General features: G+C 70.2%; 28 protein-coding genes and 1 pseudogene. 17 read left to right on the top strand and 12 right to left on the bottom strand.

Features of this window, described 5'->3' with window-relative positions:
* Positions 1-495 precede the first annotated feature (495 nt).
* A pseudogene (locus tag V3T34_RS03325) lies at positions 496-597 on the top strand (EamA family transporter); the annotation flags it as partial.
* A 101-nt stretch (positions 598-698) separates the two neighbouring features.
* Here V3T34_RS03325 and ltrA read toward each other — a convergent pair.
* The 3 genes from ltrA to copM (V3T34_RS03310) all read right to left on the bottom strand — a co-directional run bounded on the left by ltrA (position 699) and on the right by copM (V3T34_RS03310) (position 4,365).
* A complete protein-coding gene (ltrA, locus tag V3T34_RS03320) occupies positions 699-2,060 on the bottom strand; it encodes a group II intron reverse transcriptase/maturase (RefSeq protein WP_305078810.1) in 1,362 nt (453 codons plus the stop codon).
* A 427-nt stretch (positions 2,061-2,487) separates the two neighbouring features.
* Positions 2,488-3,927: a YncE family protein gene (locus V3T34_RS03315; RefSeq protein WP_305078786.1), complete on the bottom strand. Its 1,440-nt coding sequence runs from the start codon at positions 3,925-3,927 to the stop codon at positions 2,488-2,490.
* A gap of 36 nt (positions 3,928-3,963) precedes the next feature.
* Positions 3,964-4,365 (bottom strand): CopM family metallochaperone, encoded by a 402-nt coding sequence (copM, locus tag V3T34_RS03310; protein ID WP_305078787.1) that lies wholly within the window; start codon positions 4,363-4,365, stop codon positions 3,964-3,966.
* Between the two features lie 211 nt (positions 4,366-4,576).
* Here copM (V3T34_RS03310) and V3T34_RS03305 point away from each other — a divergent pair, with 211 nt between their 5' ends.
* From V3T34_RS03305 to V3T34_RS03285, 5 genes are all read left to right on the top strand, one after another.
* On the top strand, positions 4,577-5,089 hold the full coding sequence (locus V3T34_RS03305; RefSeq protein ID WP_305078788.1) for a sigma-70 family RNA polymerase sigma factor: 513 nt from the start codon (positions 4,577-4,579) through the stop codon (positions 5,087-5,089).
* On the top strand, positions 5,086-5,883 hold the full coding sequence (locus tag V3T34_RS03300; protein WP_305078789.1) for an anti-sigma factor family protein: 798 nt from the start codon (positions 5,086-5,088) through the stop codon (positions 5,881-5,883). Before V3T34_RS03305 ends, V3T34_RS03300 begins: the two co-directional genes overlap by 4 nt.
* Positions 5,884-6,093: 210 nt before the next feature.
* The gene (locus V3T34_RS03295; RefSeq protein ID WP_305078790.1) at positions 6,094-6,876 is read left to right on the top strand and encodes an SGNH/GDSL hydrolase family protein; all 783 of its coding nucleotides are present in this window, start codon (positions 6,094-6,096) and stop codon (positions 6,874-6,876) included.
* A complete protein-coding gene (locus tag V3T34_RS03290; protein ID WP_232388833.1) occupies positions 6,873-7,760 on the top strand; it encodes a LysR family transcriptional regulator in 888 nt (295 codons plus the stop codon). Before V3T34_RS03295 ends, V3T34_RS03290 begins: the two co-directional genes overlap by 4 nt.
* Positions 7,757-8,116, top strand: a complete 360-nt coding sequence (locus V3T34_RS03285) for a YidH family protein (protein WP_279360064.1) — start codon at positions 7,757-7,759, stop codon at positions 8,114-8,116. The genes V3T34_RS03290 and V3T34_RS03285 overlap by 4 nt, the downstream gene beginning before the upstream one ends.
* A gap of 14 nt (positions 8,117-8,130) precedes the next feature.
* Here V3T34_RS03285 and V3T34_RS03280 read toward each other — a convergent pair whose 3' ends face one another.
* The 4 genes from V3T34_RS03280 to V3T34_RS03265 all read right to left on the bottom strand — a co-directional run bounded on the left by V3T34_RS03280 (position 8,131) and on the right by V3T34_RS03265 (position 12,149).
* Positions 8,131-9,210 (bottom strand): molybdopterin-dependent oxidoreductase, encoded by a 1,080-nt coding sequence (locus V3T34_RS03280; RefSeq protein WP_305078791.1) that lies wholly within the window; start codon positions 9,208-9,210, stop codon positions 8,131-8,133.
* Positions 9,211-9,316: 106 nt separating this feature from the next.
* Positions 9,317-9,670: a c-type cytochrome gene (locus V3T34_RS03275; protein WP_305078792.1), complete on the bottom strand. Its 354-nt coding sequence runs from the start codon at positions 9,668-9,670 to the stop codon at positions 9,317-9,319.
* An 11-nt stretch (positions 9,671-9,681) separates the two neighbouring features.
* Entirely contained in the window at positions 9,682-10,869 is a 1,188-nt protein-coding gene (locus V3T34_RS03270; protein ID WP_305078811.1) for a molybdopterin-dependent oxidoreductase, read from the bottom strand.
* Between the two features lie 197 nt (positions 10,870-11,066).
* On the bottom strand, positions 11,067-12,149 hold the full coding sequence (locus tag V3T34_RS03265; RefSeq protein WP_305078793.1) for a YeiH family protein: 1,083 nt from the start codon (positions 12,147-12,149) through the stop codon (positions 11,067-11,069).
* A gap of 928 nt (positions 12,150-13,077) precedes the next feature.
* On the opposite strand from V3T34_RS03265, the gene copM (V3T34_RS03260) reads away from it, so the two are divergent.
* Positions 13,078-13,470: a CopM family metallochaperone gene (gene copM, locus V3T34_RS03260; RefSeq protein ID WP_305078794.1), complete on the top strand. Its 393-nt coding sequence runs from the start codon at positions 13,078-13,080 to the stop codon at positions 13,468-13,470.
* 69 nt (positions 13,471-13,539) lie between these two features.
* Positions 13,540-14,286 (top strand): glutaredoxin, encoded by a 747-nt coding sequence (locus V3T34_RS03255; protein WP_305078795.1) that lies wholly within the window; start codon positions 13,540-13,542, stop codon positions 14,284-14,286.
* A 244-nt stretch (positions 14,287-14,530) separates the two neighbouring features.
* Here the strand turns inward: V3T34_RS03255 and V3T34_RS03250 are convergent, their stop codons facing one another.
* The 3 genes from V3T34_RS03250 to nikR all read right to left on the bottom strand — a co-directional run bounded on the left by V3T34_RS03250 (position 14,531) and on the right by nikR (position 17,470).
* Positions 14,531-14,722 carry a hypothetical protein gene (locus V3T34_RS03250; RefSeq protein ID WP_048427058.1) on the bottom strand — a complete coding sequence of 64 codons (192 nt, stop codon included), beginning with the start codon at positions 14,720-14,722 and terminating at the stop codon, positions 14,531-14,533.
* 33 nt (positions 14,723-14,755) lie between these two features.
* Positions 14,756-16,819 carry a TonB-dependent receptor gene (locus tag V3T34_RS03245; protein ID WP_407942662.1) on the bottom strand — a complete coding sequence of 688 codons (2,064 nt, stop codon included), beginning with the start codon at positions 16,817-16,819 and terminating at the stop codon, positions 14,756-14,758.
* Between the two features lie 201 nt (positions 16,820-17,020).
* Positions 17,021-17,470: a nickel-responsive transcriptional regulator NikR gene (gene nikR, locus V3T34_RS03240; RefSeq protein ID WP_305078796.1), complete on the bottom strand. Its 450-nt coding sequence runs from the start codon at positions 17,468-17,470 to the stop codon at positions 17,021-17,023.
* 895 nt (positions 17,471-18,365) lie between these two features.
* Between nikR and V3T34_RS03235 the strand changes: the two genes are divergently transcribed.
* A complete protein-coding gene (locus tag V3T34_RS03235) occupies positions 18,366-18,641 on the top strand; it encodes a hypothetical protein (RefSeq protein ID WP_305078797.1) in 276 nt (91 codons plus the stop codon).
* Between the two features lie 171 nt (positions 18,642-18,812).
* On the opposite strand, the gene V3T34_RS03230 is transcribed toward V3T34_RS03235, so the two are convergent.
* Together V3T34_RS03230 and V3T34_RS03225 are read right to left on the bottom strand one after the other, a co-directional pair.
* Positions 18,813-19,361 carry a hypothetical protein gene (locus V3T34_RS03230; protein WP_305078798.1) on the bottom strand — a complete coding sequence of 183 codons (549 nt, stop codon included), beginning with the start codon at positions 19,359-19,361 and terminating at the stop codon, positions 18,813-18,815.
* A 69-nt stretch (positions 19,362-19,430) separates the two neighbouring features.
* The gene (locus tag V3T34_RS03225) at positions 19,431-19,934 is read right to left on the bottom strand and encodes a hypothetical protein (protein ID WP_305078799.1); all 504 of its coding nucleotides are present in this window, start codon (positions 19,932-19,934) and stop codon (positions 19,431-19,433) included.
* A gap of 185 nt (positions 19,935-20,119) precedes the next feature.
* Here V3T34_RS03225 and V3T34_RS03220 point away from each other — a divergent pair, with 185 nt between their 5' ends.
* The 8 genes from V3T34_RS03220 to V3T34_RS03185 all read left to right on the top strand — a co-directional run bounded on the left by V3T34_RS03220 (position 20,120) and on the right by V3T34_RS03185 (position 24,780).
* On the top strand, positions 20,120-20,329 hold the full coding sequence (locus V3T34_RS03220) for a helix-turn-helix domain-containing protein (protein ID WP_305078800.1): 210 nt from the start codon (positions 20,120-20,122) through the stop codon (positions 20,327-20,329).
* Positions 20,322-20,723, top strand: a complete 402-nt coding sequence (locus V3T34_RS03215; RefSeq protein WP_305078801.1) for a hypothetical protein — start codon at positions 20,322-20,324, stop codon at positions 20,721-20,723. The genes V3T34_RS03220 and V3T34_RS03215 overlap by 8 nt, the downstream gene beginning before the upstream one ends.
* Entirely contained in the window at positions 20,720-21,043 is a 324-nt protein-coding gene (locus V3T34_RS03210; protein WP_305078802.1) for a hypothetical protein, read from the top strand. Before V3T34_RS03215 ends, V3T34_RS03210 begins: the two co-directional genes overlap by 4 nt.
* Positions 21,040-21,291: a hypothetical protein gene (locus V3T34_RS03205; RefSeq protein WP_305078803.1), complete on the top strand. Its 252-nt coding sequence runs from the start codon at positions 21,040-21,042 to the stop codon at positions 21,289-21,291. Before V3T34_RS03210 ends, V3T34_RS03205 begins: the two co-directional genes overlap by 4 nt.
* 58 nt (positions 21,292-21,349) lie before the next feature.
* Complete coding sequence (locus V3T34_RS03200) at positions 21,350-23,161, top strand: ParB/RepB/Spo0J family partition protein (protein ID WP_305078804.1); 1,812 nt, start codon at positions 21,350-21,352, stop codon at positions 23,159-23,161.
* 77 nt (positions 23,162-23,238) lie between these two features.
* Entirely contained in the window at positions 23,239-24,135 is an 897-nt protein-coding gene (locus tag V3T34_RS03195; protein ID WP_305078805.1) for a hypothetical protein, read from the top strand.
* Positions 24,135-24,383 carry a hypothetical protein gene (locus tag V3T34_RS03190; RefSeq protein WP_305078806.1) on the top strand — a complete coding sequence of 83 codons (249 nt, stop codon included), beginning with the start codon at positions 24,135-24,137 and terminating at the stop codon, positions 24,381-24,383. The genes V3T34_RS03195 and V3T34_RS03190 overlap by 1 nt, the downstream gene beginning before the upstream one ends.
* Positions 24,376-24,780, top strand: coding sequence for a hypothetical protein (locus V3T34_RS03185; protein WP_305078807.1), 405 nt, complete (start codon positions 24,376-24,378; stop codon positions 24,778-24,780). Before V3T34_RS03190 ends, V3T34_RS03185 begins: the two co-directional genes overlap by 8 nt.
* Positions 24,781-24,927: the final 147 nt, after the last annotated feature.

Below are 24,927 nucleotides of genomic sequence, written 5' to 3'. Positions count from 1 at the left end.
TCATGCCCAGACCGTGGCCGTGGTTGGCGCCCATCCTGGCGCCGTAGGCTTCACCTGTCGACATACGTCTGACATGGCCAGCACTCCCTCGAGCAAGCGCCTATGTGCTGCAAGCTGCTGACAACGTAACCGCAGTAACAAGATCCGCTTCTTCCTACCAAGCGGCCATTTCAGCCCGCAGACTTTAATGTCTGCAAAGGGTCACTGTCTGCCGGACACTCTCGTCGTCATCGGTCCCCTCCCTGCCCCAGCCGGTATCCGGCCGCCACACGCAGGGTCGTGACGATGTCGCGGCGGAGCAGGAGCCTAGATCCGGCTCAGCTCTTCGAAGGCGTCGACCTAACCGCCCGCATGATATCGAAGTCACACCTTGGTTCGTTCGGTTGTGCGCCATTTCCAGACCTTCGCCATTGGCTGTTCGAATGGTCGCTCGCCGTCCGACAGCGGACTTCAGAGGGCCGTGATTGCTTAGCAGGTGCCCGAGCGTATTAGGGGGTATATTTTGGGCTGTTCCTGGGCGAGCGGCTGGCCGCCCCGAACTGGCTCGGCATCGCGCTCATCGCCGCCGGCGCCGTGCTGGTCGCCTACCGGGCGTGAGGATGGCCCCCCGATCGGGATAGGGGGCGTTCCTTACGGATCGCTCCCCTCCCACACCACCCGGCATGCGGGTCCGCACCGGGCGGTTCGAGGAGTTGAGGTCAGGCGAGACGGGGCAGGCCGAGCTTGTCCATCCAGGCCAGGGTCAGCACGCCGTTGAGCGCCATGCCGCTGTTGCGCCACCAGCGGCGGCTGTTGGCCGCCACCGGCAGAGCGACCTCGGGTTTGGCGCCCAGCGCCAGCAAGGCCCGGTAGATGGTCGGGCCGCGCTTCCACTGCTTGAGCTGGATCGCTCGCACCCGATGACGCACCCACCCATCCAGTTCGCGCCAGACCTTGGGTGTCTGCGCCAACCGGTAGTAGCCCTTCCAGCCCAGCAGGTAGGTCCGCAGCCGACCCACCACCGCCGGCAGGCTGCGCCCGCCCGAGCGACGCGTCAGGTCCCGCACCCGCCGCTTGAACCGGCCCAGCGACGCCGATGCGACCCGCCGCTTGACGACGCCGCCCGGGGCCACCCAGAAGGTGAAGCCCAGGACCACGCAGCCGAACGCACTGCGCACCGCGCTCTTGGCCTCGTTCAGCGACAGCTTCAGCCGGCCCAACAGACCCCGCAGCACATCCATCACCCGCGCCCCCGCCTTGCGGCTGCGCACGTAGACGGTCACGTCGTCCGTATAGCGCACGAAGTGATGGCCGCGTTGCTCCAACTCCCGGTCCACCTCGTCCAGCAGCACGTTGGCCAGGAGCGGCGACAGAGGTCCACCCTGCGGCGTCCCCGAGCCGCGTTCCCGCACCACGCCCCCCTTCATGATCCCGCTCGTCAGGTACGCCCGGATCAGCCGGATTACCCCGGCATCCCCGATCCGCTTCTGCAACCGGTCGATCAGGATGTCGTGGTTCACCCGGTCGAAGAACTGCGCCAGGTCCACGTCCACCACCACCCGCCGGCCCGCCTGCACGCAGGCTTGCGCGGCCAGGACCGCATCCTGTGCGCCGCGGCCCGGACGGTAGCCGTAGGAGTGCTCGCTGAAGTGGGGGTCCAGAAGCGGCTGCAGCACCTGCAGCAGCGCCTGCTGGATCAGCCGATCCGTCACCGTCGGGATGCCGAGCTCGCGCTCGCCGCCCCCCGGCTTGGGGATCGCCACACAACGCACCGGCTGGGGCCGGTACGTCCCCGACAGCACCTGGTCGCGGATCTCGGGCCACGCCGTGCGCAGGAGAGCCGCCGTCTGGGCGATGTCCAGACCGTCGACCCCCGCCGCGCCCTTGTTGGCCTTCACACGCCTCCAGGCACGCTGAACGTTCTCGCGCGCCAGGGCCGCGTCCAGCAGCCCCGGCCCCATGGCACCCGGTGCATGACGCGGGCCGCCAGCTTCGTCGCTGCCGGGCAGGCGCGAGGCTTCACCCCGCACCGGCTCCGACCGCCCCGCTCGCGCGGGCATCTGACGCCTTGCCGACTGCATCGTCACGGCCGCGGCCACTCCTCCTCGTTCGGTCCTTCGGGAGCAGATCGCCCCCTACTACGACCTCGGCTGACTTCTCGCTCCGGCTCGACGCCGTCACCCTTTCAGGCATGAGGCGAGATCTCCCCAGGTAAGACCGCGTTCCGTCCCTGCACGACCGCCGGATCTACGCCGCCTCGCCTTGATCACGAGAGCTTCGCGGCTGTTTGCCCGCTCGCCCTGCTCAGCGTCGCCTTCTATCCGGTTCTTGTTCATCGGCCCACAGGTGCGCTCCACGCTTCCTCTCCACGGTCGGTCGCCCTTCCGCAGTTGCGCTTCACTTCGCTCGCCGTGACCAGCTCACGGAGGGACTTCCACCCTCAAGAACGCGCCCATGCTGGGCGCACAAACGGAAGGGGGCGATCCGACGACCGCCCCCTCGGCACCGTTACTGCACGGCCTGGACCTGGACCGTCGCGCCGGTCTCGCCGGGCTTGCCCTCGACGATCACGAGGATGCGCCGCGCCGCGGCGTTCGGGTTCTGCGTCACCTGGCGGATCGGTCCGACCGCGTTGACGATGGCGGCGCCCGCAGGGTTCGTCATGAAGGCGGCGAGCGGCTCCAGCGGCCCGGCGCCCTTCGGGTCTGCGGAGAGAGCGAGCAGGTAGGGGCTCTTCGGCGTCAGCCCGGTGACCGCGGCCTGCAGCGTCTGCAGCACGCCCTGGTCGAACAGCGTCACCTGCGTCGCCGGCTTGCCGTCCGGCCCGTCGAGGGTCAGCCGGCTCGACTGGCCGGCCGCGCCGAGGGGCTGCAGGTTCGGGGCGCCCGCGCTCTCCGGGACCGCCGCGGGCAGGTAGGCCACGCCTTGCGGGCCCTGGCCGATCGGGATCGTTGCGGTGACGGCGTTGGTGCCGGTGTCGATCACCGCGACCGCATCGGCATTCTCCAGGCCGACATAGACCCGCGATCCGTCGCCCGAGGGCCAGAGGCCGTGCGGGAGCGCGCCGGTCGGGATCGTCGCGACCTGCGAGAAGTCGTCGGTGCGGAACACCTTGACCTGGTTGAGCCCGCCGACCGTCACGTAGGCGAACTGGCCGGCCCTGGTGCGGGCGATGTTAACGTGGTTAGTGATCGGCCCCGTCTCGATGGTCTTGAGCGCCTTGAACGGCGGCGCGGCCTCGAAGACCTGGACCCGGCCGACATCCTTCAGGGTGAACCAGACCTGGCGGCCGTCGGGCGTCGCCGCGATGTCGGGGCAGAACGGGCTCTCCTGCTTGATCCGCCCGACGATCTGCCGGGTCCCGACCTCGATAGCGACAGTCTCGGGGCTGAAGCTGGAGCAGACGTAGCCGTACCGGCCGTCGGGCGAGAAGATCGTCATGCCGGGCCCGTTCGGCACTGTAATCCGGCCCGTCTCCTTGCCCGTCTCGGCGTCGAGGATCGCCACGTAATCCTCGCCGCGCACGCTGACCCAGACCTCGCGCCCGTCCGGCGTGAAGAACGCCTCGTGCGGCGAGCGGCCGACATAGGTCGTGTGCCGCACGGTATTGGTGGCGGTGTCGATGAAGCTGACCGAGTTCGAGCCGATCGAGACCGCCAGCAGGGTCTTGCGGTCGGGCGAGAAACCCATGCCGTGGACGAGGAGCTGGCCGCGATAGAGCGGGCTCAGGTTCGCGGGCGTGGTGTCGCCGAGGCGGATGACGCCGAGGAGAGTATTGGCGGCGGGGTCGATCACCGAGACCGTATTGGAGAACTGGTCCGAGGTATAGAAGCGGTCGCGGGGCCCGACCGGCACGTCGGGTGCCGAGGCGGGGCCAGGCGCCTGGCCCGCGAGCGCGGTTCCGCCGAGAAGGGCGAGCACAAGGGTCGCCGGAATGAGGTGTCGCATCGGATGTCGTCTCGCTGGGTGTGTGGGCCGGCCGGCTCAGTGATGGTGCGGGGCCGGAGCTTTCGGCGTGGCGGGAACGGCGGGCGGGCGCTCGGCGAGCGCGCGCCGCATGACCTCGATCTCCTGGGCCTGCTCGACGATGATTCCCTGCGCGAGCCGGCGCAGGACGGGGTCGCGACCGTAGGCGAGCTCGGCCTTCGCCATGTCGATCGCGCCCTGGTGGTGCGGGATCATCATGGCGGTGAAGTCCCGGTCCGGATCGCCGGAGGGCGGTACCGCCATGTCGGCGTGCATCCGGGTCATCGACTGGGCCATCAGCGCGTCGAAGCCGTCCGGCGCGCTCTCGGCGTGCCCGGTCCGCATCATCATCATGCCGCCGCCCGCCAGGCCGCCGGCCATCAGGGTGGCGATCAGGATCGCCGTCGGTGCGCCGCGCATCGTCTCTCCCGTTTCTCGAAGGTCACGCCGGGAGAGATGCCGGGGAGCACCGGATATTCCCCAACCACGTGAGGCGCGCCGATCACGGCTGCGTGATGCGATTTTCCGACCGGCCGGGGGAATACCGCGGCCTCATCCGGCATCTTTCGTTGCAGGCCGCGGCATCCATCCGCCACCGCCCGCCCCGAAGAGCGCCATTGTGGAGAACGCCTTGGACGACCTCGCCGCCCTGATCGAGCCGCAGATCCCGGCGTTGCGGCGCTACGCCGTCGCGCTCCTGCGCGAGCGCGAGGCGGCCGACGACCTCGTCCAGGACGCCCTCGAACGCGCGATCCGGGCCTGGCCGCAGCGCCGCCGGGACGGCGACCTGCGCGCCTGGCTGTTCGCGATCCTGCGCAACCGCTACCTCGAAGGCGTGCGCGGCCGCCGCGGCGTCGAGGTCGGCCCGGACCTGGTCGACGACGTCGCGGACGCCTCCGCCGATCCCGGGGCCGCCCTCGGCGTCCGGGACGTGCTCGACGGGCTCGCCGGCCTGCCCGAGGATCAACGCTCGGTCCTGCTCCTCGTCGCGGTCGAGGACATGTCCTATGCCGAGGCCGCCGCGGTGCTCGCCGTGCCGATCGGCACGGTGATGTCGCGCCTGAGCCGGGCGCGGGGCCGGATGCGCGCCTTCCTGGACCTCGCACCGACCGTCGTCACCGGACACCTGCGGAGGGTGAAATGACCGCGTCCAACCCCCGGCCCGTCGGCGAGGACGATCTTCACGCCTTCGTGGACGGCCAGCTCGATCCCGGCCGCCGCGCCACCGTCGAGGCCTGGCTCGCCGAGCACATGGACGCGGCGGCCCGGGTCGCCGCCGACGGGCAGGCCCGCGCCCGCCTGCGCGCCCGCCTCGCCCCGATCGCCGACGAGCCGATCCCGGCCCGGCTGCGGGTCGCCCATCTGGCGCGCCCGCGTCCCGCCCGAAGCAGCCGCTGGCTGCCGAGCGCCGCGGCGGCGATGGTCTGCCTCGCCTTCGGCGGGGCGGTGGGTTGGGTCGGGCGCGGGGCGGTACCGCCCGCGGCGGCGCCGGTCGAGCCGATGACGCAGGCGGCGGTTTCGGCCTTCCGCACCTACGTGGTCGAGGCCGTCCACCCGGTCGAGGTCCGCGCCGACGGGACGCCGCATCTGGAGCAGTGGCTCTCGCGGCGCGTCGGCCGGCCGGTCAGGGCGCCGGATTTGCAGTCCCAAGGGTTCCGCCTGATGGGCGGGCGCCTGCTGCCGGCCGGCGACGAGCCGGCGGCGATGCTGATGTACGACGACGACCGCGGCACCCGCCTGACGCTCTACAGCCGCGCCGGCGCGGCCGGGGGACGCGGCGTCTTCCGCTACGCCCGCGAGGGCGACGTCGCCGCCTTCTCGTGGATCGATGCCGGGATGGCCTACGTGGTGACCGCGCGCACGGACGAAGCGCGGCTGCTGCGGGTCGCCGAGGCGGTCGACGCTCAAGCGAGCGGACGGGGAAGCGGGCTGCAGTAACGCCGGGCCCGGAAGGTCCTGCATCCTACGTCGAGCATAAGAGCGAAGGGTGAGACGGTCATGACGTTAAGGCACGGTGTGGCGCGTGAACGACGGACACAGAGCGGGCTGGTGCAGAGCGGGCTCTTGCGGATTCTGGGAGCCGCCGCCTGCGCGCTGTTCCTCGGCTCTGCGGCGCGGGCGGAGCCAGCTGGCAAAACCTACCTAGCGTTGGGCGACTCCCTCGCCTACGGCCTACAGGTCGGCAAGCTCAAGGAGCAGATCGCGGCAGGCACCGTCCGGCCTGGGAGCTTCGACACCGGCTACGCCATGGTGCTGGCCTCGTATCTGCGCGAGCGGGCCCATGACCTGACGCTGGTCGACCTCGGATGCCCCGGCGAATCTTCGACCTCGTTCGTCGACGGGCCGTGCGGTTTCGCGACGACCGGCAAGCCGTTCGACACCACGCCGCTGCCGCTGCCGCTGCACGTGCCCTATGCCGGCGCGCAGCTCTCGGCGGCGACGGCCTACCTCGCCGCCCATCCGGGCGCGGTCGGTTTGATCACCCTCGATATCGGCATCAACGACCTCAGGGCCGTGCAGGTGGGCTGCCCGGAGGGGCACGGGTTCAAGGACTGCGTCGCAGCTGGCTTACCGCCCGCCCTGGAGCGCACAGCGACCAACCTGCGGCGCATCCTGTCCGCCCTGCGCGCGGCGGCGCCCAAGGCGCGTATTCTGGTCGGCACCTACTACAACTGGCTCGCCGTCACCGATCCCGACACCGACCGCTTCGTCGAGGCCCTGAACCGCACGATCGCTGCAGCGGTCACGGAGGCGGGCGCCGGTCTCGTGGACGTCTTCCCAGCCTTCAACCGCACCGGCGAGGCTCGCGCACGGCTCTGTGACCTGACGCTGTACTGCACGCCGGCCCGCGACCTCCACCCGTCGGATGCGGGCTACCGGGTGATCGGCGACCTGTTCGCCAAGGCTCTCGGCGAGCCCGGCAAGCCGTGACCCTCGACCAGCTGCGCATCTTCGTGGCGGTGGCCGAGCGCCAGCACGTCACCCGGGCCGCCGAGGCGCTCAACCTCGTCCAGTCGGCGGTCAGCGCGGCCATCGCCGCCCTGGAGGGCCGGCACGCCGTCAAGCTGTTCCACCGGGTCGGGCGGGGCATCGAGCTGACCGAGGCCGGCCGCCTGTTCCTCGCGGAGGCACGCGCGGTGCTCGCCCGCGCCGAGGCGGCCGAGCAGGTGCTCGCCGACCTGAGCGGCCTGCGCCGCGGCACCCTCGCCATCCGCGCGAGCCAGACCATCGCCGGTCATTGGCTGCCTCGCCACCTCGTCGCGTTCCGGGCGGCCTATCCGGACATCATCCTGCGGCTCGGCATCGGCAATACCGCGCAGGCAGCCGAAGCGGTCCGCTCGGGAATGGCGGAGCTCGGCTTCGTGGAGGGCGCCGTCGAGGATGACGGCCTCGCGAGCCTTCCGGTCGCGGAGGATCGGCTCGTCCTCGTGGTCCGCCCCGGGCACGAACTGGCCGGCTGCTCGCAGCCGGGCCCCTCGGACCTCGCCGCAATCGCCTGGGTGCTGCGCGAACCCGGATCCGGGACGCGCTCGGCCCTCGAATCCGCCGTCGCGGCCGCCGGCCTCGCACCCGACGCGCTCACCGTGGCGCTGGAACTGCCCTCGAACGAGGCGGTGCTCGCCGCCGTCGCGGCGGGGGCCGGCGCGAGCGTCCTGTCGGAGGCGGTGGTCGCCCCCTCCCTGCGGACCGGGACACTCGTCGCCGTGCCGCTCGGTCTGCCGGCACGCACCTTCCGGGTCCTACGCCACAAGGAGCGATACCGCAGCCGGGCCGCGGACGCGCTGCTCGACCTGATCCGGGGGGCCGAGCCGTGAGCAACGTCGACCCCGACGATCCGCGCGTGCGGCTGGCAGAAGACCGGACGGTGCTCGCCGCGGAACGCACCTACGCCGCGTGGCTGCGCACCGGGCTCGCGTTCCTGAGCGTCGGTTTGGCCGCGCAACGCTTCCTGTCGGAGGTGCTGCCCGGCTGGCCGCTGCGGATCATGGCCCTGGCGCTCGTCGCTTGCGCATTCGGATGTTTTTGTGCGGCGGCCTGGCGCGATCACGCCGTGAGGCGATCCCTCGCGTCGGCACCGATGCGGATGATGCCCCGCGCCCTGACCCTCGGCATCGCGCTCCTGCTCTCCGCCGTCGCGAGCCTCGCGGCCGTGACGCTTTGGCAGGTCTGAGGACCTCCCGGCCCTCACGCCACAGTCACGCGCACGCGGTGCCACGCGGCGCTGAGGTAGCCCTTGTAGTTCCAGGTGTCGTCCGGCAGCGCAGGCTGGGTCTGCCCGGCCTCGTCCCAGGCGCGCACCGCCAGCTCATGCTCGCCCGGGGGGAGATCGAGGTCGATCGTCCAGAACGTCCAGGCGAAGCGCGCCCGCGCATCGTGCTCGAGCGCCGCCTGCGCCCAGGTCCGCCCGCCATTGCCGGAGACGTCGACGCGTACGACGGTGCGGTCGCCCGACACCGCGTAGCCGCGGACGGTGTTTGCCCCGGCTGCCAGCCGTGCCCCGCGTGCCGGCTCGCAGATCGCCGCGTTCAGCGGCATCGTGTTGATGGTGTGACCCCGGGCGGGGTCGGCCGTCTCCGCCGTTACGTCGGGCGGGAACAGCTTGTAGTCCTCGGCCTGGATCGGGTTGTCCGATGGGTGGTCCTGCACCGTGATGCGCTTCAGCCATTTCGGGCTGCGCACCCCGGCGAAGCCCGGCACGACGACGCGCAGCGGGAAGCCATGCTCCGGCAGCAGCGGCGCGCCGTTCATTGCGAAGGCCAGCAGGGTCTCGGGCGCGAGCGCCTTGGCCAACGGAATCGAGGCTCCGTAGGGCCGGCCCTCGACGAGGTCGTGGCTCTCGAAGGCGACGTGCAGGTCCGCACCCTCGGCGATCCCGGCCTCGCGCAGCACGTCGCCCAAGCGGACACCGGTCCAGTCGGCCGTGCCGATCGCGCCGCCGTCCCATGGGTCGCCGGAGACCGGCGCCACCGCCCGCATGTCCGCACGGCGGTTGCCCGCGCACTGCATCGTCGCCGTGACGGTGGCCTCGGCATGGCGCGACCGCAAGCTCTCCAGCGACAGCTCCAGCGCTGTCGGGATCGCGCCGTCGAGGCGGAGGCGGTAGCCGTCCGCATCGATCTCCGGCAGGTCGCCGTGCGAGCGCACGTAGAAGTCGTCGGCTGCCGTGCGATAGGAGGCGCGCAGCCGCGCGAGGGGCGGCTCGGCATTGTACGGCGCCTCCCCATGGACGATCAGGCGCGCCCTGCGCTCGGCCAAGCTCGACATGCGGGTCTCCAGGCTGGTGGATCGCGGGACAACGTGCCGGGACCGGATCGGTCCCGGCGTGCTTCCCCGGCTTCGCCGTCGCGACGGCGGGCCGGGCACGTCACCGTCAGGGCTGCGGCTTCATTGCCGCGAGGTAGTCGACGATGGCCTTCACGTCGGCCTCGTCGATCGGTGCCTTGTAGACGTGGACCATCTTGTTGACGGTCTCGGTCCACTGCGCCTTCGACAACTTGGGCTGGGTCAGCACCATTCCGGCCGAATGGCAGGCAAGGCAATTGTTGTTGGCGGCCTCCGCCCCGGGGCCCTCCGGGAAGAAGCGGTCGGAGGTGGGCAGCTCGACCTGCTGCGAGGTGAAGCGCATCGGCTCGGTCGCCTCGGCGGCGAATGTCGGGGTGGAGGCCAGCGCGAGCGCGGCGAGCAGGAACGCGGTGCGGGATGCGGCGGTGCGGGATGTGACCATGGCTCTCTCCCTCAGGCGACGTGAAGCGACACGGTCTCGACGCCGTTCTGCATGAACCCGGCCCCGTTCCAGACCCGCTCCATCGGCTGGGCCAGCCCGTTCGTGTTGGTGCAGCGGACCTTGATCGCGTGGGTGCCGGCCGCGAAGGCCGGCAGGTCGCCCTCGAACCGCCGGAAGCTGTAGGTGCCCTCGTCGGCTCCGAGCTTCGCCGGAGACCACGTCGCGCCACCGTCGGCGGAGATCTCCACCGTCCTGACCCCGCAATCGCCCCCGAAGGCGATGCCGCGAACCGCCACCGGCGAACCGGCCGCCGCCCGTGCGCCGTCGCGCAGGTTGGTGACGAAGGCGCGCGGGACCATGCGGTTGATCGGCACCGTCTTGAACCCGGTCTGACCGGGCTTGATGTTTGCCCCCGGCACGTCCGGGATGCGGTAGGCGGTCTTCATCCAGTACTGGTCGTCGGGCTTGTCCAGCACCTCGATGTCGGACAGCATCTTGACCCAGTAGGTCGAGTACCAGCCCGGCACCACCAGGCGCAGCGGAAAGCCGTTGAGCAGCGGCAGCTGCTCGCCGTTCATCGCGTAAGCCAGCATGACCTCGCCGTTGCGGGCATGGTCGAGGTCAAGCGACTTCTTGAAGTCGGGCGCGTCGTCCACGACCGGTTCGTCGAGGCCGCTGAAGCGGACCTGCACCGCTCCACCCTTTACCCCGGCGCGGTCGAGCACGTCCTTCAGGCGCACGCCCGTCCAGCGCGCGTTGCCCATCGAGCCGTTGGCCCACTGCGCGCCCGGCACCCGCGGCTCGAACAGGCCGCGGGAATTGCCCGAGCACTGGTTGACGGCGGCGATCTCGAAGCGCGGCAGCCGGGCGAGCTCGTCGAGCGACAGCGACAGCTCTCGGTCGACATGCCCGTGCACCTTCAGCCGGTAGGCGTTCGCGTCGACCTCAGTGGGGATCGAGGCCCAGTGCCAACGCACGTAGAAGCGGTCGTTGGGGGTGAACACGCCCTGTTCGAACACCTCGAACGGCGTCTCCAGGAGCGGCGGGCGCGTCCGCTGCAGGATCATCGGCCCCTTGCCGGGGAAGGCAGTGGTCAGGTCGCGCAGGTCGGGACCGCCGGGCAGCGGGAGCTTGACCGTGCCCGCAGCCCAGGCCGGCACCGCGGCCGCGAGGCCGCCGAGGCCGAGACCGGCAAGCATCGCGCGGCGGGGAATGGCAGGATGGCTCAAGGGTGTTCCTCCGGGTCCGGGCCGAGCGTCTCGCGCTCTCCCTTGGCTGATGGAAAGTATCTTCCACGAGACAGGGTTTCCAATGGAAAGTCCTGCTCGTTCCGATCGATTGGAGAGATCGTTTTCCCTCCGGCGTGCTGGGGAACGGTCGCTCCGAGGACGCTCGGTCAGACGATGCCGAGGATATGGATCAGGCAGAGGCTGACCGCGGTGAGGGCGATCAGGGAGGCGACCACCGCCAGCGTGACCCGCAGCCCCGCGCCGGCGACGCTGCGCACGTCGACCCCGAGCCCGAGCGCGGCCATCGACACGATGGTGAGCACGTTGGCGGTCGCGGCGATCGGCGGCAGGGCGGCCTGCGGGATCAGACCGCCCGAGCGCAGGCCGGCCATCGCCAGGAACGCCAGGATGAACCACGGTACGAGGCGGTGGATCGCGACGCGGCCGGGCTTCGGACGCTCCCCCGCGGTGACGTGCGGGGCCGGCTCGTCCGTCTCCTCGCGCAGCCGGCTCGCGCCGAGGGAGAGCGCCAGCACCACCGGGCCGAGCATCAGCACGCGGACCAGCTTGACCAGGGTGCCGACCTGCACGCTCAGCGCCGCCACCGGCGCCGTCGCGGCGAGCACCTGCGGCACGGCGTAGACGGTGAGGCCGGCGAGCACGCCGTACTGCATCGGCGACAGGCCGAGGAGCGGCACGAGCAAGGGCAGGCCGAGCACGACCAGCACCCCGAGCACCGCCGTGAAGGCGATGGAGGAGGCGACGTCCTCGCCGTCCGCACCGATCACCGGGGCGGTCGCGGCGATCGCCGAGTTGCCGCAGATCGAGTTGCCGCAGGCGACGAGGATCGCGAGCCGGGGGTGCAGACCCAGGGCGCGGCCGATGCCGTAGCTCGCCGCGATCGCCGCCATCACCACCACGGCGATGCCGACGAGCAGGCCGGGTCCGGCCGCCAGCAGGGTTGCGAGGCTGAGCGAAGCGCCGAGCAGGACGACGGCGACTTCGAGGACCGTCTTGGCGCCGAAGGCGATGCCGGGGAAGAAGCGCGCACCCGGGTTCCACGCGGTGCGCAGGGCCGTGCCGAGCACGATGGCGAGCACCAGGGCCTCGAGCCAGGCGCGGCCGAACAGGTGCTCCTCGGCCGATTCGAGCGCGAGGGCGGCGCCGGTCACCGCGAGGCACAGGAGGAGGCCGGGCAGGATGCGGCGCAGGGGGGCGAGGGGGGATACGATGAGGGTCGCGGTGGTCATGACGGTCTCGCGGGGTCGCTTGGATCTGTCCCCACCGTGCCGATCCACGAGCATTCGATCCAACAGAACGTTACGATGATTTTGTTCGTCATTATCGATCATTGCGACCGTTGCCGACGACGATGCCGGTCGTCGGGTGGATAGGTTCGCCTGCTCTTGAAACTCCGAGCCCACGACCAAACTTCCTGGCGAACGGTCACGCCCGGCAGACGGGCATGATTATGCAACCGGAGCAGGTGCGAGCCAGCCTCATGATCCCCGATCGGCCGATCGTGCGCCTGCTGGCGGCGGTGATCCTCGTGATCCTCGCCTCCCTCGTACCGTCGGCAGGCCAGGCCCATGAGGGACACGCGCAGCACGCCGGCAACGGGCCCGCGACGCACATGCGGACCGCCTCGGTGGCAGCGGTTCCGGCCGTGAACCCTGCCGGGCATGTCGCCCGGGGCGAGCCTCCGGCCTACCTGGAGACCACGCTCCGGATCACTGCTGTCGGGCCTGTCCGGGACGATAGTTGCTGCCCCGGCCCCTGCCGGGTGCGCTGCTGCGGAACGATGGCCTGCTGTGCCGCCGGCATTCTGCCCGGCCCGCCCGCCCTGGCGCCGATCCCGTTCCGGGCCGTCAGGCTGGTCCCGCGCGATGCTCCCGTTCGCACCGGCGCCGGACCCGAAGCCCTGCCCAGGCCTCCCCGAGCCCGCGCGTGAGATGAGGCGCGCCTGAAGGCGCGCAACGCCCGAGTTGTGCCCGCATCGACGGTGCACCTCCGGCCCTACCGGCACGGGGAGATCTCGTGGCTGTCGATCCCGCCTCTCGCCGCCCTGGGTGCGGCCGACCCGCCTCCTAGGCGAAGTCCGCGCACGCCCCGGCCTCACCCGGGGCCGTCCCGGGCGGCCCGTTCGATTTGATTCCCATTCGAAACAGAGACCGATCCATGACCTCCCCTCGCACCTTCGCCGCCATCGTCCTCATCTCGGCCGGCCTAGCCGGTCCCGCCCTCGCGCAGGCGTCGCACGACCATCGCTCCATGCCCGGGCACGGGATGGGCAAGACGAAGCCGGACCCGAAGGACACCGTCTCTACCGTCGCGTTCAAGGCCGCCGACGCGGCGATGATGAAGGAGATGGACGTCGCGTATACGGGCGACCCGGACGTCGACTTCCGCACGCACATGATCCCGCACCACAGGGGTGCTGTCGCCATGGCGAAGGTCGCGCTGACGCACGCCAAAGACCCCGAGACCCAGGCGATGGCGCAGAAGATCATCGACGATCAGGAAAAGGAGATCGCCGACATGGAGGCGTGGCTGAAGCGGCACGGCCGGTAGGCACCGCACGGGCCGGGCTCATCCCGGTCCGCTTCCCCCGATATCGACAGACTGCTTGAGGAAATTCGCATGCCAGCCACCGCAAAGAAGGCCGTCCTCTACCGCATGGTGATGGAGAAGCACCTCTGCCCGTATGGGCTGAAGGCCAAGGACCTGCTCGAACGCCAGGGTTTCGCGGTTGAGGATCACTGGCTCACCACGCGCGAGGAGACCGACCGCTTCAAGGCCGAGCACGACGTCAAGTCGACGCCCCAGACCTTCATCGACGGCGCGCGCGTCGGGGGGTACGACGACCTGCGCCGTCGCTTCGGCACAACGGCGAACGACCCGAACGCGACGACCTACACGCCGGTCGTTGCGGTGTTCTCCATGACGGCGCTAATGGCGCTGGCGGCCAGCTACGCCGTCACCGGCACGCCGTTCACGATGCGCGCGGCCGAGTGGTTCATCGCCTTCAGCATGTGTGTGCTCGCCCTCCTCAAGCTGCAGGACGTCGAGAGCTTCTCGTCGATGTTTCTGGGCTACGACCTGCTCGGCCAACGCTGGGTCCGCTACGCCTACGCCTATCCGTTCCTGGAAGGCCTCGCCGGCATCCTCATGGTCGCGGGAGCCCTGAACTGGCTGTCGATCCCAGTTGCCCTGTTCATCGGGACGATCGGGGCCGTCTCGGTGTTCAAGGCGGTCTATGTCGACAAGCGCGAGATCAAGTGCGCCTGCGTCGGCGGGTCAAGCAAGGTGCCGCTCGGCTTCGTGTCGCTGACCGAGAACCTGATGATGGTCGCCATGGCGGTCTGGATGCTGGCGATGCACGCATGAGCGCCGCGGCCGGCCGACGTCGCACATCAGGCGGCATCCAGTCTGCCCGGGTTCGGACGGGGCAGAGATCTGCTTTGAGTCCAAGGCCCAAGCACCCCCGGGACCGTGCCGGTCCGGGCCCGTTGCACTGTTTGCTCGACGCGTCGAGCGGCTCTCGAAGCGGCGAAGCTGCTCGGCTCTAGAAACGACCGACGGGCATCGGAGAACCCGATGCCCGCACGGTCACGCGCCTCGAACCTCGATGCTACGCCGCCCGGCGGGCGTGCCCCTTGCCGCGGCGCGACACGCCGAGGCCCTTGCGGGCATCGCACTTGAGGCCGTGGCTGTGCCAACCCTCCGCGGGGGCCTGCTGCCAGCCATGATGGCAGCCATGCGCCGCGGCAGGGCCGATCCAAAGAGCCGTCAGCAATCCGATCGAGACAGCGAGGGTGCGCATGCGAAAATCCTTATCAGGTAGGGAAATCGGGTCTCAGAACCGGCCGGCGAGGGTCAGCCGCACGGCTGTCGGCTCGACCGGGTGGAAGTGGCGATCGGCGACGCCGGCCGCGTCTTCGCCCGGCAGGCGTGACACGTAGTAGTAGGTGATCTGATCCGCCTTGGCATTGGTCAAGTTCAGCACGTCGAGGGAGAGGCTGACCCCGTTGTCGAAGTTGTACCCGACCCGGCCGTTGAGAAGCGCGGTCGGCTTCGAGCGCACCGAGTTGTCCTCGATCAGAGGGCGCGGCCCGAAATAGCGGAAGCGGAGGGAGCCGAACCAGCCCTGGCCTTCGCCGAAGGTGATGCCCGCCGACGCGATCGTGGTCGGCGCCTCGGGCACCCGCCGGCCGACCGGGTCGCGGTCGGCGAAGCGGGCGTTGGTGATCGTCAGGTCGCCCTCCAGGGCCAGCCAGGGCGTGACGGCGTAATGGTTGCTCCACTCGATACCGAACCGCCGTGTCGGCCGGCTCGGCTCGGTGGTGCCGGTGTCGCCCTGGAACAGGTTCTCGGACGCGAAATCGAGCCGGAACAGCGCCAGGGAGGTTTCCAGCCCTGTGATCGAGCGGTTGCGGATCCCGACTTCGTAGCCGGTCGAGGGGACCAGGAACGGCGAGCGGGACACGTTGAACAGCGGACTGACCGGATCGACGGTGGCCGTGACGCCGCGGGCATCGTTCGAATGGAAGCCGCCGCCATAGTTCACGTACAGCTCGGTGTCGCGCCACGGCCCGAACACCGCCCCGAGCTTCGGATTGACGATGCCGTCGCGGGCGCGACCCGAATTCGCCGGTGTGTCGGAGCGGACATCGGCATAGTAGCCGTCGGCCCGGAAGCCGACGCTGGTGCGCAGCCAGTCGGTCCAGCGCACCCGGTTCTCATAGTAGAACGCGGCGCTGGCCTCCAGCACCCGGTCGTCCAGTACCGTCGAGCGATACTGCCGCGCCGTCGTGTTGAACAGGCCGACCCGGATGTCGTCGGTGCGGGTCTGCACGCCGAACTCGTTCTCTATGGCGAGCCCGAACAGGTCGCCCTGGAACACGCGCGAGATTTCGCCGCCGCCGAGCACGCGGCTGTCGCGCTGGCGGAATTGGTCGCCGTTGACCGGATCGTTTAGGAAATACGTGAAGTTGTTCCAGAGGTTCATCTGGTATCGGATCACGTAGGCCGAGGCCCGCGTGATGCCGCTGTCATCCGACTGGCTCCAGCGCCCCGACAGCGAGAAGCGCCCGGTATCGCCGCCATCGCTCGGGTCGAGGGTGCCGTAGCGACCGATGATCCCCTCCGCCACCGCCCGCTCGGGAATCTGATTGGTGGCATTCCACTTGGCCCAGTAGGCCATGCCGGTGACCGCAAAGCCGTCGAGCGGCGTACCCTGGCTGTAGCGCACCACGCCGTTGAACTTGCGGAGGGTATCAGGCACCACCCACGGGCCGTCATAGGTCTGCGCCTCGCCCGCCACGAGCAGGTTGCCCGCGCCGAGCGGTGCCGACGCGGCCGAGAGGGCTCGCTTAAGACCGAAGCTGCCCAACGTCGTCAGCGCGATGTTGCGGTTGAGCTTGTCGAGATAGTCGATCCGCACCGAGCCGGCCGAGGCGAAGTCACCGTCGCGCACGAAGTACGGGCCCTTGTGGAACTCGACCGCGCCGACGAGCTCGGGGATCAGGAAGTTGAGATCGGCGTAGCCCTGGCCGTGGGCATGGGTGCGCATGTTCACCGGCATGCCGTCGACGTTGATGGCGATGTCGGTGCCGTGGTCGAGGTTGAAGCCACGCAGGAAGTACTGGTTGGCTTTGCCCTCACCCGAGTGCTGCGTGATGATGAGGCCCGGCACTTCCTCCAGCACCTCGCCGGGTCGGGTCACCGGGCGGCTGTTGATCTGCGCCCCCGTGATGATACCGGCACTTGCAGCATCAAACGGTCGAAGCGCGCCGCCGATGCCGGTGACGCCGCCGACATAGCCGGCGCTGGCGTTAGGTGTGCCCGATGACGTGGCGGCCGGTGCTTCCGGTGCGACCGTGATCTCGGAGAGCGCGATGGTATCTGCGGTCTCGGTCACCGCCGGCGCGGCCCAGGCGTGGGAGGCGACCAGCAGGACGCTGGCGGAGCTGAACAGGCTGTATCGACGTACCCCGAGGGCAGATGACAAGGTAGAGCGGACCAACGGCGTTCCAAAAGCGGCATCGAGGCGTGCCCCTCGCACGTCCCGCGTATGAGAAATCTACGCAAAGTTCACACCGAAGGCTGTGGCCGGCGGTCCTCAGGAGCCAGCGTTGTCATCGTGCGGGTGCGGGTGGTTGGCCGGCTCGGCGCTGTTCTCGGGAATGAGGTGCAGGTGGCCGTAGCGCACACCCCGCTGAGTGATGATGCGATCGGCGTAAGCCTGCATGGCCGGCACAGATCCATGCAGCACTGCAACTTCCAGGCAATCGTCTCTGGTCAGATGCACATGCATGCTGGCGATGGACACCCCGTGGTGGTGACCTTCATCGGTGAGACGGCGCGCCAGGTCGCGGGTGCCATGATTGTAGACGTAGCTCAGCGTCCCGTAGTAGGACGCAGCGCCCGCCTGATCGCCCTGGGATGGGGCGACCGCATCGCGGACGAGGTCACGCACGGCCTCCGAGCGGCTACCATAGCCGCGTTCGGTACAGAGACGATCCACCGCCGCCAGCAGTTCGTCGTCGATGGTGATCGTGATGCGCTGCATGCCCGCTCCGTCAACTGCTTGATGGCTTTGGTAGGAGCATAGTGAGCGCGTGAACAGCTAAGGGAATGGCGGGCCTTCGTACGGCTCATTCCCCCCAGCGATCATTCCACCACATGAACTGGCATGTAAGAAAAACGACCCGTTCCTGACAGCCAGAAAATCCTTCGGCGGTGACGCAGTTGGCGTGAGAGCCCGGCGACGCAGCGAATGTCAGGAAGCCGTGTCATGAAATCAAATGTCTGGTAAATACTCGCGACCGGACATTCCCGACAGAGCTTGCGAGGAGCCGCTTTGGGTCAAAAGCTCGTACATCGATTGCAGAGGGAGCCCAGCTGGCTACCTCGGCCTGAACCAGTCCGGCGGTCTCTCGGCGCGCCTGGGTTCGGCCGGCAAGGCGAGCACCGAGGTCGCCGCGCAGACCGTCCTGACGCTGGCCGTCGACGGTCGGCACGGTCGTCTACGGCGCCGGCAAGCCGGTGACCACGTTCACGACGACCGGCGGGCAGTCCTTCCTCGTCAATCAGGGCGACGTCGTCACCCTCGTGGCCCCCTCGACGTAGGACGCCGCCCTGGCCGATCAGATCGGCTACATCGCCCTCCAGTGAGGGCGGTCGCGCCGTCCCGGAAATCTCGCCGGGACGGCCAAAATCGGTTTGATCTTCCGTTACAGTCTGACGCTTCGGCGTTACGCGGTGCGGAGGTAACGGGGGCCTAGACCACGCGAACGAACGCTAGGCTCCAAAGGCGCTGTCTTCGGGGGCGTACGAACACGGCGGGGAAACGGAGCCATCCACAGGGCCCAGGCGGTTCGGTAACCACGACCGAACGCGGGCTCTGGACATCGATTCCGGGATCCCGATCTCCTGGACGCGCCCGAAACGAGGAGGTCGCCCCGATGCCGTCTTACCATACCTCCGCCCGCGACGTGGCCGAGAGCTTCGACAACGTCCTGACGACGGGCGCCCTGGGCCTCGGGTCGGTCCTGATCTCGCAGAAGCTCGACCGCGACGCGGCCTACCGCGAGGCCGCCAGCATCCGTCGGCAGGCTGCGGTCGTTCGGGCCCGGCGGGTCGCGGCCGCCGTCGCCATCGCCGAGGTCCGCGCTGGTGACGACCGCCTCCGGGACGCGATCCTCAGGAAGGCCATCCTGGCGAAGCGCACGCGGGGCTGAGAAGGGCGCACGAAATGCCATCGCGGGCGCACGGCATGCTTTTTTGTGCGCACGCAGCAAGAAGCAAGGCCTTCAAGCAAGAAAGACGACAGTCTCGCGGGTTTATTTCAGGCACGAAAAAGCCCGCCCTGGTCGCCCGGGGCGGGCTTCGTTGTTCCGGCGATGGCGCGGTCAGGCGGCCATGGGGAGCGACTCGTCGATCAAGTCGTCGAGAACCTCGCGGAAGTGAGACAGCTTGAACTCGTCGCCCACGAGACGCTGGTGCGCCTCGGCGGCCGCGGCGGCGGCGCGGGCAGCCTCGATGGCGCGGAACTCCGCAGGCGTCGGGGGCCGCGGCAGGGAGGGCAGCAGACGCTCGCCGAGGAGGTGCTTGCCGATCACGGCGGGGTCGTTCTGCGACAGCGCCACTTGCTGATCGACTGTCAGGCCGTCGAGATAGGCCCGCGCCGCGTCGTCGAGGTCACCGGCGGAGGCGGGTTCGCCGGCCATATAATGCATCGCGGCGCGGCCCCAGGCCTCGGCCGGGGACGGCTCCTGTTCGACCGGCGCCGTCAGCTCGTGAGCGAGCTCGGCCTCGGCCTCGCCGACGGGATCGGGCGGCGTCAGGGCCGTGCGGACGAGGCGGGAGACGAGCTTGCCGCCCTCCCAGACCGTGACCCAACTGAGGCGCCCGGCAGCGGCGAGCGCCCTGGCGATGGCTAGAACTATTCCCCTCATCATCCCCTCCGTGGACTGACCCAAACATCCTGCAGCGGGGCGACGCATACGACACGCGCCGCCCTCGGTACGTCACGCTAGACCGAGCTCGACGGCCTCCTCGTACGTCACGGCACGGAGCCAGACGCACTTGGCGGTCGCCCTCACGCAGGCGGCCACATGCTCCTCCCCGGCCCAGTCGTAGACGACGTCGGCCTCGTAGCCGTGGCCGGCGGGGACGGGGAAACGGCAGGGCGTCTCCGTCAGCCCGCAGCGGGAGCAGCGTCTCCGCCATGCGCGCCGGGCCGCCCCCGCGGGATCGATTCGGTCCTCGGCCGCCGCGGCGCTGATCTCCTCGACGTTGCCGTCCGCCCTCGCGACGTAGGCCCGGCTCGGGCTGCTGGACCGCGCCGACGCGACGGCGACGACCGTCCCGGGCGCCAGCTCGTAGCGGGCCCGGTCGTCGCCGGCGGCCTTCTCCACAGGACAAAAGCGCGCACCCAGCGCGAGGCAATCCTTGGTCAGGACGGCCTCGTAGGCCTGCTCCCAGGCCGGGATGGCAAGGACTGGCGTCGCTGTCCTTGAAGGACTGGCCATTCCGTCCTTCGATCGCCACCAAGAATTCATGGTGTAATCCTTCGAAACTCGAAGCATCTACCCCGGGAACGATTTGCACGCAGAAGGGCATCGTGCGTGCAGATTGTTCCCAATGCCGAATTGGCCTTGACGACTCAAATAGAAGCTGGAACGCTATAAAGCGTCAATAGCCAACGGAGGCGCCGGTGACGGCCGAGGAAGTGCGGGCGCTGCTACGGCAGCGCGTGGATACGGAGGGGAGCGCGCTGGCGTGGTCGCGCCGCCACGGCGTCAGCACGGCATACGTCCTGGATGCCCTGGCGGGGCGCCGCGGGCCGGGTCCGGCGATCCTGGAGGCGCTCGGCGTCGAGAAGGCGGACGCGACCTACCGGTTCAAGGAGGCGGCACATGGATAAGTGGACCGCGGGTCTTAAGGACCTCGACGCGGTGCAGACGCGCAAGCGCCTCGCCGACCTCCTCGCCGAATGCCGGTTCGTGTCCCAGGGCCTGGAGTTCTACCAGGGGCAGGGCCTGCGCGATCAGGCCTCGCAGACCGAGCGCGCGATCCTCAAGGTCGTGAAGTCGGAGATCGAGCGCCTCGCGGGGATGCTGGCCGAGTTCCGCTCGGGCCCGCCGCCGGCGCCCCCGCCGTACGACCCCTACGCCGCGGCGAGGGAGCGCGCCGCCGCCAAGGCCGCCGAGGACTTGCCCGCGGCGGAACCGGAGCCCGCCCCGGCTGCGTCGACCCGCCCGACCTTGCCGGTCCGCGGCGCTCGCCTTCCCCGCGTCCTGCCCGGGAGGCCCTCGTGACGCTCACCGAACGCCAAGCCCGCGCCCGGCTTGCCAAGGCCATCGAGGCGGCAGGCTCGCAGAAGGCCATCGCGAGCACGCTGCCGCTCAAGGCATCGGCGGCCCAGACCGCCGTCAGCAGGAGCCTCCTCGGGCGGGGGCCCGTCCACCACACCGTCCTGGCCTACCTCGGCCTGCGCCGGGACCCGCACACGGGCGTCATCCGCGACGACGCCACGCCGACTTCCAGCTTCCAGTTCCTCGCCGTCCAGGCCTCCGGCGAGGCCGGCGTGGCCGCGGCGGTCGCCCTCGCCGCCGCCGCCCTTGGGAGGGATTCGTGAGCGACATCGACGCCATCCGCGAGGCTTACCGCCTCGGCTACGAGCGCGGGACTTACGACTGCGGCGGAAGCCCCGTCGACGGCCCCCACTTCGCCTACGTCGAGGCCGCCGACCTGCAGCGGTGGCTCGGCGAGGAGCGGTGGCATGCCGAGCTCGCGCAGTTCCTCGGTCGCCCGCCGGCCGAGACGCCCGTGCCCGAAGTCAGGGCCCGTTTCACCTCGGACGACCCCGACGAGATGCCGTTCTGAGGGCCTCCGTCGACGCGCCAGGCGACGGTGGCGCAGCCCTCCCGGTCCCATCCCTCCAATGCAGCAGGTGCCCGCCGTGCAGATCGCCCTGTCCTCCCTCCGTCCCGGCCATCATCCCGACGCCCCGGCCGGCGTCGTCAACGTCCGCAAGACCGGACGCGACGCCGGGCTCGAAGCCCTTGCGGCGTCCATCGACGCCTTGGGGCTGATCCAGCCCCTCGTCGTCGTCCCGGGCGGCGACGGGTTCCATTACGTCGTGGACGGCAATCGCCGCCACGCCGCCCTGGAGAGCCTCGTGGTCGCCGGGAAGCTCGCCCCGAATAGCGAGGTGCCGGTGACCGCGCGTGACGTCGAAACCGCCCGGGAGGCCGGGCTCGCCGCCAACGTCAACCAGTCGCCGATGCACGAGGCCGACCAGGTCGAGGCCTACGCCGAGCTCCGGCGCGCCGGCCTGAAGGAGAAGGAGATCTCGGCGAGGTTCGGCCAGCCGGTTGCGCAGGTCCGGAAGCTGCTGGCCCTGGGCGGCGTCAGCCCTGCGGTGCTCGACGCCTGGCGCGCCGGCAAGATCAGCGTCGAGAGCGTCCGTACGTTCACGCTGGCCCCGTCCCACGCCGACCAGGATCGCGTTCTCGGATCGGTCCTGAAGGACGGCTCGGCGTGGAAGATCAAGGAGCGCCTCGGCCTCGACGGCCACGTCGCGCACATGCTCTCGTACGTCGGCGCCAAGGCCTACAGGGCCGCGGGCGGGACGGTCGTCGAGGATCTGTTCGGCGGCAGCGACGTCGTCAGCGACCGCGCGCTGCTGCAGCGCCTCGTCGACGAGCGTCTGGACGCCGAGTGCGAGCGCCGCGCCAAGGAGGGCTGGGGCTGGGTCGCCAAGGGCAGCGACCTCGATCCTGGATGGCGCTGGAGCTGGCCGCGCCTGAAGGACGGCCAGCGCGCGTTCTCGGTTGAGGAGCAGGCCCGATACGACGAGCTCCAGGCCTATCTCGATGCCGACGACGACGACGCGACGGACGAGGCCATCGCGGCCGCGCACGCCGAGGTCGCCGCCATCGAGGCCGCCGCCCGCATCCCCCTCGGCGCGGAGGATCGTGCCCGGTCCGGGTTCGTCGTGACGCTGGGCTACGACGGCAAGGTCGCCGTCGAGCCGTACGTCGTCCGCCCCGAGGACGCCCCGGCGAAGCCCGAGCCGGCCGCCCCGACCGCGCCGGCCGAGCCCGAGGGCAGCGGCCTTCCCAACGCCCTGGTCGAAAGGCTGTGCGATACCGCGACCGCGGCCGTCCAGGCCACGCTGGGCTCGTCACCGACCGCCGGCCTCGTCGCGCTTCTGGCCGGGGCCCTGACGGCGGACGCCTACGCGGCGCCCATGAAGCTCCGCCTCGAAGGCGTCGGCGGCGCGCAGGCCGCGCTGCGGGACAAGGAGGCCTTCGCGTCCCTGGTCGCCCGCCTGGCGGCCATGTCGGTCGACGAGCTTCTGGTCGTCGCGGCCGGCGTCGCCGCCCGGGGCGTCCAGACGCTCTACCGCGAGCACGGCTCCAAGCCCCGCGCGCCCTCGGAGCGTCCGTCCGTCCAGGCGCTGATGGGACTGCCTGACCCGTCCGTTCTCCAGGCCGAGCTTCGCGAGCGGTTCGACGGGGAGGCCTTCTTCAAGAGCGCGCCCAAGGCGGTGGCGGTCGCCATCGTGGGCGAGGTCCTCGGCGAGGCCGAGGGGCGGCGCGCCGCCGGCATGAAGAAGGGCGACCTGGTGGCCTACGCGGTCGCCTCGGTCCTGCCGACGGGCTGGCTCCCGGTCGAGCTCCGGCACCCCGGCTACGACGGCCCGGGATCGGCGCGACCCGCGGAGCAGCCCCTCGCCGCCGCGGCCTGACGGCTTCGTCGCGCGCCAGGCGGCAGTGGCGCACCCGATTCCTCCCCCTCCACCCCGGTTTCCCCAGGAGCGCCAACGTGCGCCAGCACCCCCAGACAATCCCGGCCGTCACGATTGCCCTCGACCGGGACGCTGAACTGCATTCGGACAAGGCACCCGTTGAGCGCGCTGTCGAGGTCATCGAATGCCTCGCAGGACGTGGCTTCGAGATTGTGCCGAAGCCCCTGCCGGGCTCGACCGCCCATGATCGCGTGGAGTTCGCGCGCCGCACCGGCTGCTGGGACGGCGTCAGCGACAAGGACTACATGGCCTGGGCGCGGTCGCTCGTGCCGGGCGCATTCGTCATCCGGACCGTCGAGGAGCTGACGACCGAGAACAAGGAGGCCTGGTCCGCTTCCGTCGAGGGGCTTTACCGCGGTCATCCGGTTCGCCTCGAACCCGGCCGACTGGAGCCCACCGAGACGGAGAAGGCCGCCCGCTGGGCGTCGGTGCTGATCGCGCAGGTCCTGGAGGACGGCTCCGCCCGCCAGGCCGAGGCGGGCGTAGACGCGGCCGCGAAGGATGCCCTGGCGCGGCTTAAGCGCGACCGCGGCCGGATGGCGTTCGAGGACCTCGACAGGAACCCGCCTGCCGCCGCAAGCCATACCGACTTCCTGATCGCGACGTGGGTCCGCAGCCTGGGGGATGCGGTCGAGTGGTGCGAGGTCCGCCTGCTTCCGAAGCGGATGGTGCTGGCGGCTTCCGTGCGGGGCAGGCCGAGCCGCGAGCAGGAAGAGGACCTCGGACGTAGGCTCGACATGATCCGCGCCTTGAGGGGCGTCGTCGGCGTGTCACCGGGGGTGCGGGGGCTTCATTCCGAGGACGGCGTGGTGACCTATGAGGTAGAGGTCCGCTTCAACCACTACATCACGACCATCGGCTGCGAGTACACTCCGCTCGACCTGCCGGCCAAGCCGGCGAAGGCGGCCGCCTGATGCGCGCCGTCCTCGCCCTCATCGCCGGAGGCCCCGGGAGGGTCTCCGTCTCGGCCGCCGCCATCGTGGCCATCATCTTCGTCCTGGCCGGGCATGGCTGGGACCTCCTCGCCGCAGCGTGGCACGCCAGCCTGTTTGCCTCCGGCTTCGTCTTCGTCTGGGCCGTCCTCGGCATCGTCGGGAACGCCGCCGGCGTCGCCGACGGCGAGGCGGCCGCCCCGGCGCCCAAGGAGGCCGACCATGGCTGACGCCAGCAACATCTCGCCCACCCCCTTCGACGGCGCGACGGTCTGGGCAACGCTTTCTCCCGAGGAGCAGGCACGCATCGGGGCGGTGGCCCTGGAGCTCGCCGTCGCAGGCGCCATCGCCGAGTATCTCCCGGGACCGGCCGAGCGGGCTGGCGCCGAGGCCCAGCGTCTAGCGCTCAAAGCCCTGGAAAGCGCTGCGCTGAACGCTGACGGCATCGACCGGAAATGGGTCGACGTTGTGGGCGGAAAGCCGCGTATCCGCATCCCTTCCCTGGTCGGCCGCGTCTGCCTGACCTGTGGCTGCAGCCAGGAGGACCCCTGCGAGGAGGGCTGCGGCTGGCACGACGCCATGACGTGCACCGCCTGCGCCGGTTCCGGGGAGGCCGCCCATGGCTGACGCGACCGACCAGCCGACGATCTGTGATTAGGCGTGGAATAAGGACCCCGTTTCCGGGGTGATCGGCGTCCAAACGGGACCCCCAGGATACTTCATCCAGACTGCCTCCCGCATTCGGAACGGGAGGCTCGCGGAGGATGTTGGTCG

Origin of the sequence: Methylobacterium ajmalii, assembly GCF_036448855.1 — a bacterium.
GTDB classification, from domain to species: domain Bacteria; phylum Pseudomonadota; class Alphaproteobacteria; order Rhizobiales; family Beijerinckiaceae; genus Methylobacterium; species Methylobacterium ajmalii.
Note: the sequence above shows the minus strand (reverse complement) of the source record. Positions and strands in the feature narration are given on the sequence as shown.

Coding starts and splice junctions, on each gene's coding strand:
- copM (WP_305078787.1), bottom strand. CDS start 4,365: ATGCGCGGCGCACCGACGGCGATCCTGATCGCCACCCTGATGGCCGGC.
- nikR (WP_305078796.1), bottom strand. CDS start 17,470: ATGCAGCGCATCACGATCACCATCGACGACGAACTGCTGGCGGCGGTG.
- V3T34_RS03270 (WP_305078811.1), bottom strand. CDS start 10,869: ATGCTTGCCGGTCTCGGCCTCGGCGGCCTCGCGGCCGCGGTGCCGGCC.
- V3T34_RS03280 (WP_305078791.1), bottom strand. CDS start 9,210: ATGTCGAGCTTGGCCGAGCGCAGGGCGCGCCTGATCGTCCATGGGGAG.
- V3T34_RS03200 (WP_305078804.1), top strand. CDS start 21,350: ATGCAGCAGGTGCCCGCCGTGCAGATCGCCCTGTCCTCCCTCCGTCCC.
- V3T34_RS03230 (WP_305078798.1), bottom strand. CDS start 19,361: ATGATGAGGGGAATAGTTCTAGCCATCGCCAGGGCGCTCGCCGCTGCC.
- copM (WP_305078794.1), top strand. CDS start 13,078: ATGACCTCCCCTCGCACCTTCGCCGCCATCGTCCTCATCTCGGCCGGC.
- V3T34_RS03235 (WP_305078797.1), top strand. CDS start 18,366: ATGCCGTCTTACCATACCTCCGCCCGCGACGTGGCCGAGAGCTTCGAC.
- V3T34_RS03190 (WP_305078806.1), top strand. CDS start 24,135: ATGCGCGCCGTCCTCGCCCTCATCGCCGGAGGCCCCGGGAGGGTCTCC.
- ltrA (WP_305078810.1), bottom strand. CDS start 2,060: ATGCAGTCGGCAAGGCGTCAGATGCCCGCGCGAGCGGGGCGGTCGGAG.
- V3T34_RS03225 (WP_305078799.1), bottom strand. CDS start 19,934: ATGGCCAGTCCTTCAAGGACAGCGACGCCAGTCCTTGCCATCCCGGCC.
- V3T34_RS03265 (WP_305078793.1), bottom strand. CDS start 12,149: ATGACCACCGCGACCCTCATCGTATCCCCCCTCGCCCCCCTGCGCCGC.
- V3T34_RS03300 (WP_305078789.1), top strand. CDS start 5,086: ATGACCGCGTCCAACCCCCGGCCCGTCGGCGAGGACGATCTTCACGCC.
- V3T34_RS03275 (WP_305078792.1), bottom strand. CDS start 9,670: ATGGTCACATCCCGCACCGCCGCATCCCGCACCGCGTTCCTGCTCGCC.
- V3T34_RS03255 (WP_305078795.1), top strand. CDS start 13,540: ATGCCAGCCACCGCAAAGAAGGCCGTCCTCTACCGCATGGTGATGGAG.
- V3T34_RS03250 (WP_048427058.1), bottom strand. CDS start 14,722: ATGCGCACCCTCGCTGTCTCGATCGGATTGCTGACGGCTCTTTGGATC.
- V3T34_RS03215 (WP_305078801.1), top strand. CDS start 20,322: ATGGATAAGTGGACCGCGGGTCTTAAGGACCTCGACGCGGTGCAGACG.
- V3T34_RS03315 (WP_305078786.1), bottom strand. CDS start 3,927: ATGCGACACCTCATTCCGGCGACCCTTGTGCTCGCCCTTCTCGGCGGA.
- V3T34_RS03185 (WP_305078807.1), top strand. CDS start 24,376: ATGGCTGACGCCAGCAACATCTCGCCCACCCCCTTCGACGGCGCGACG.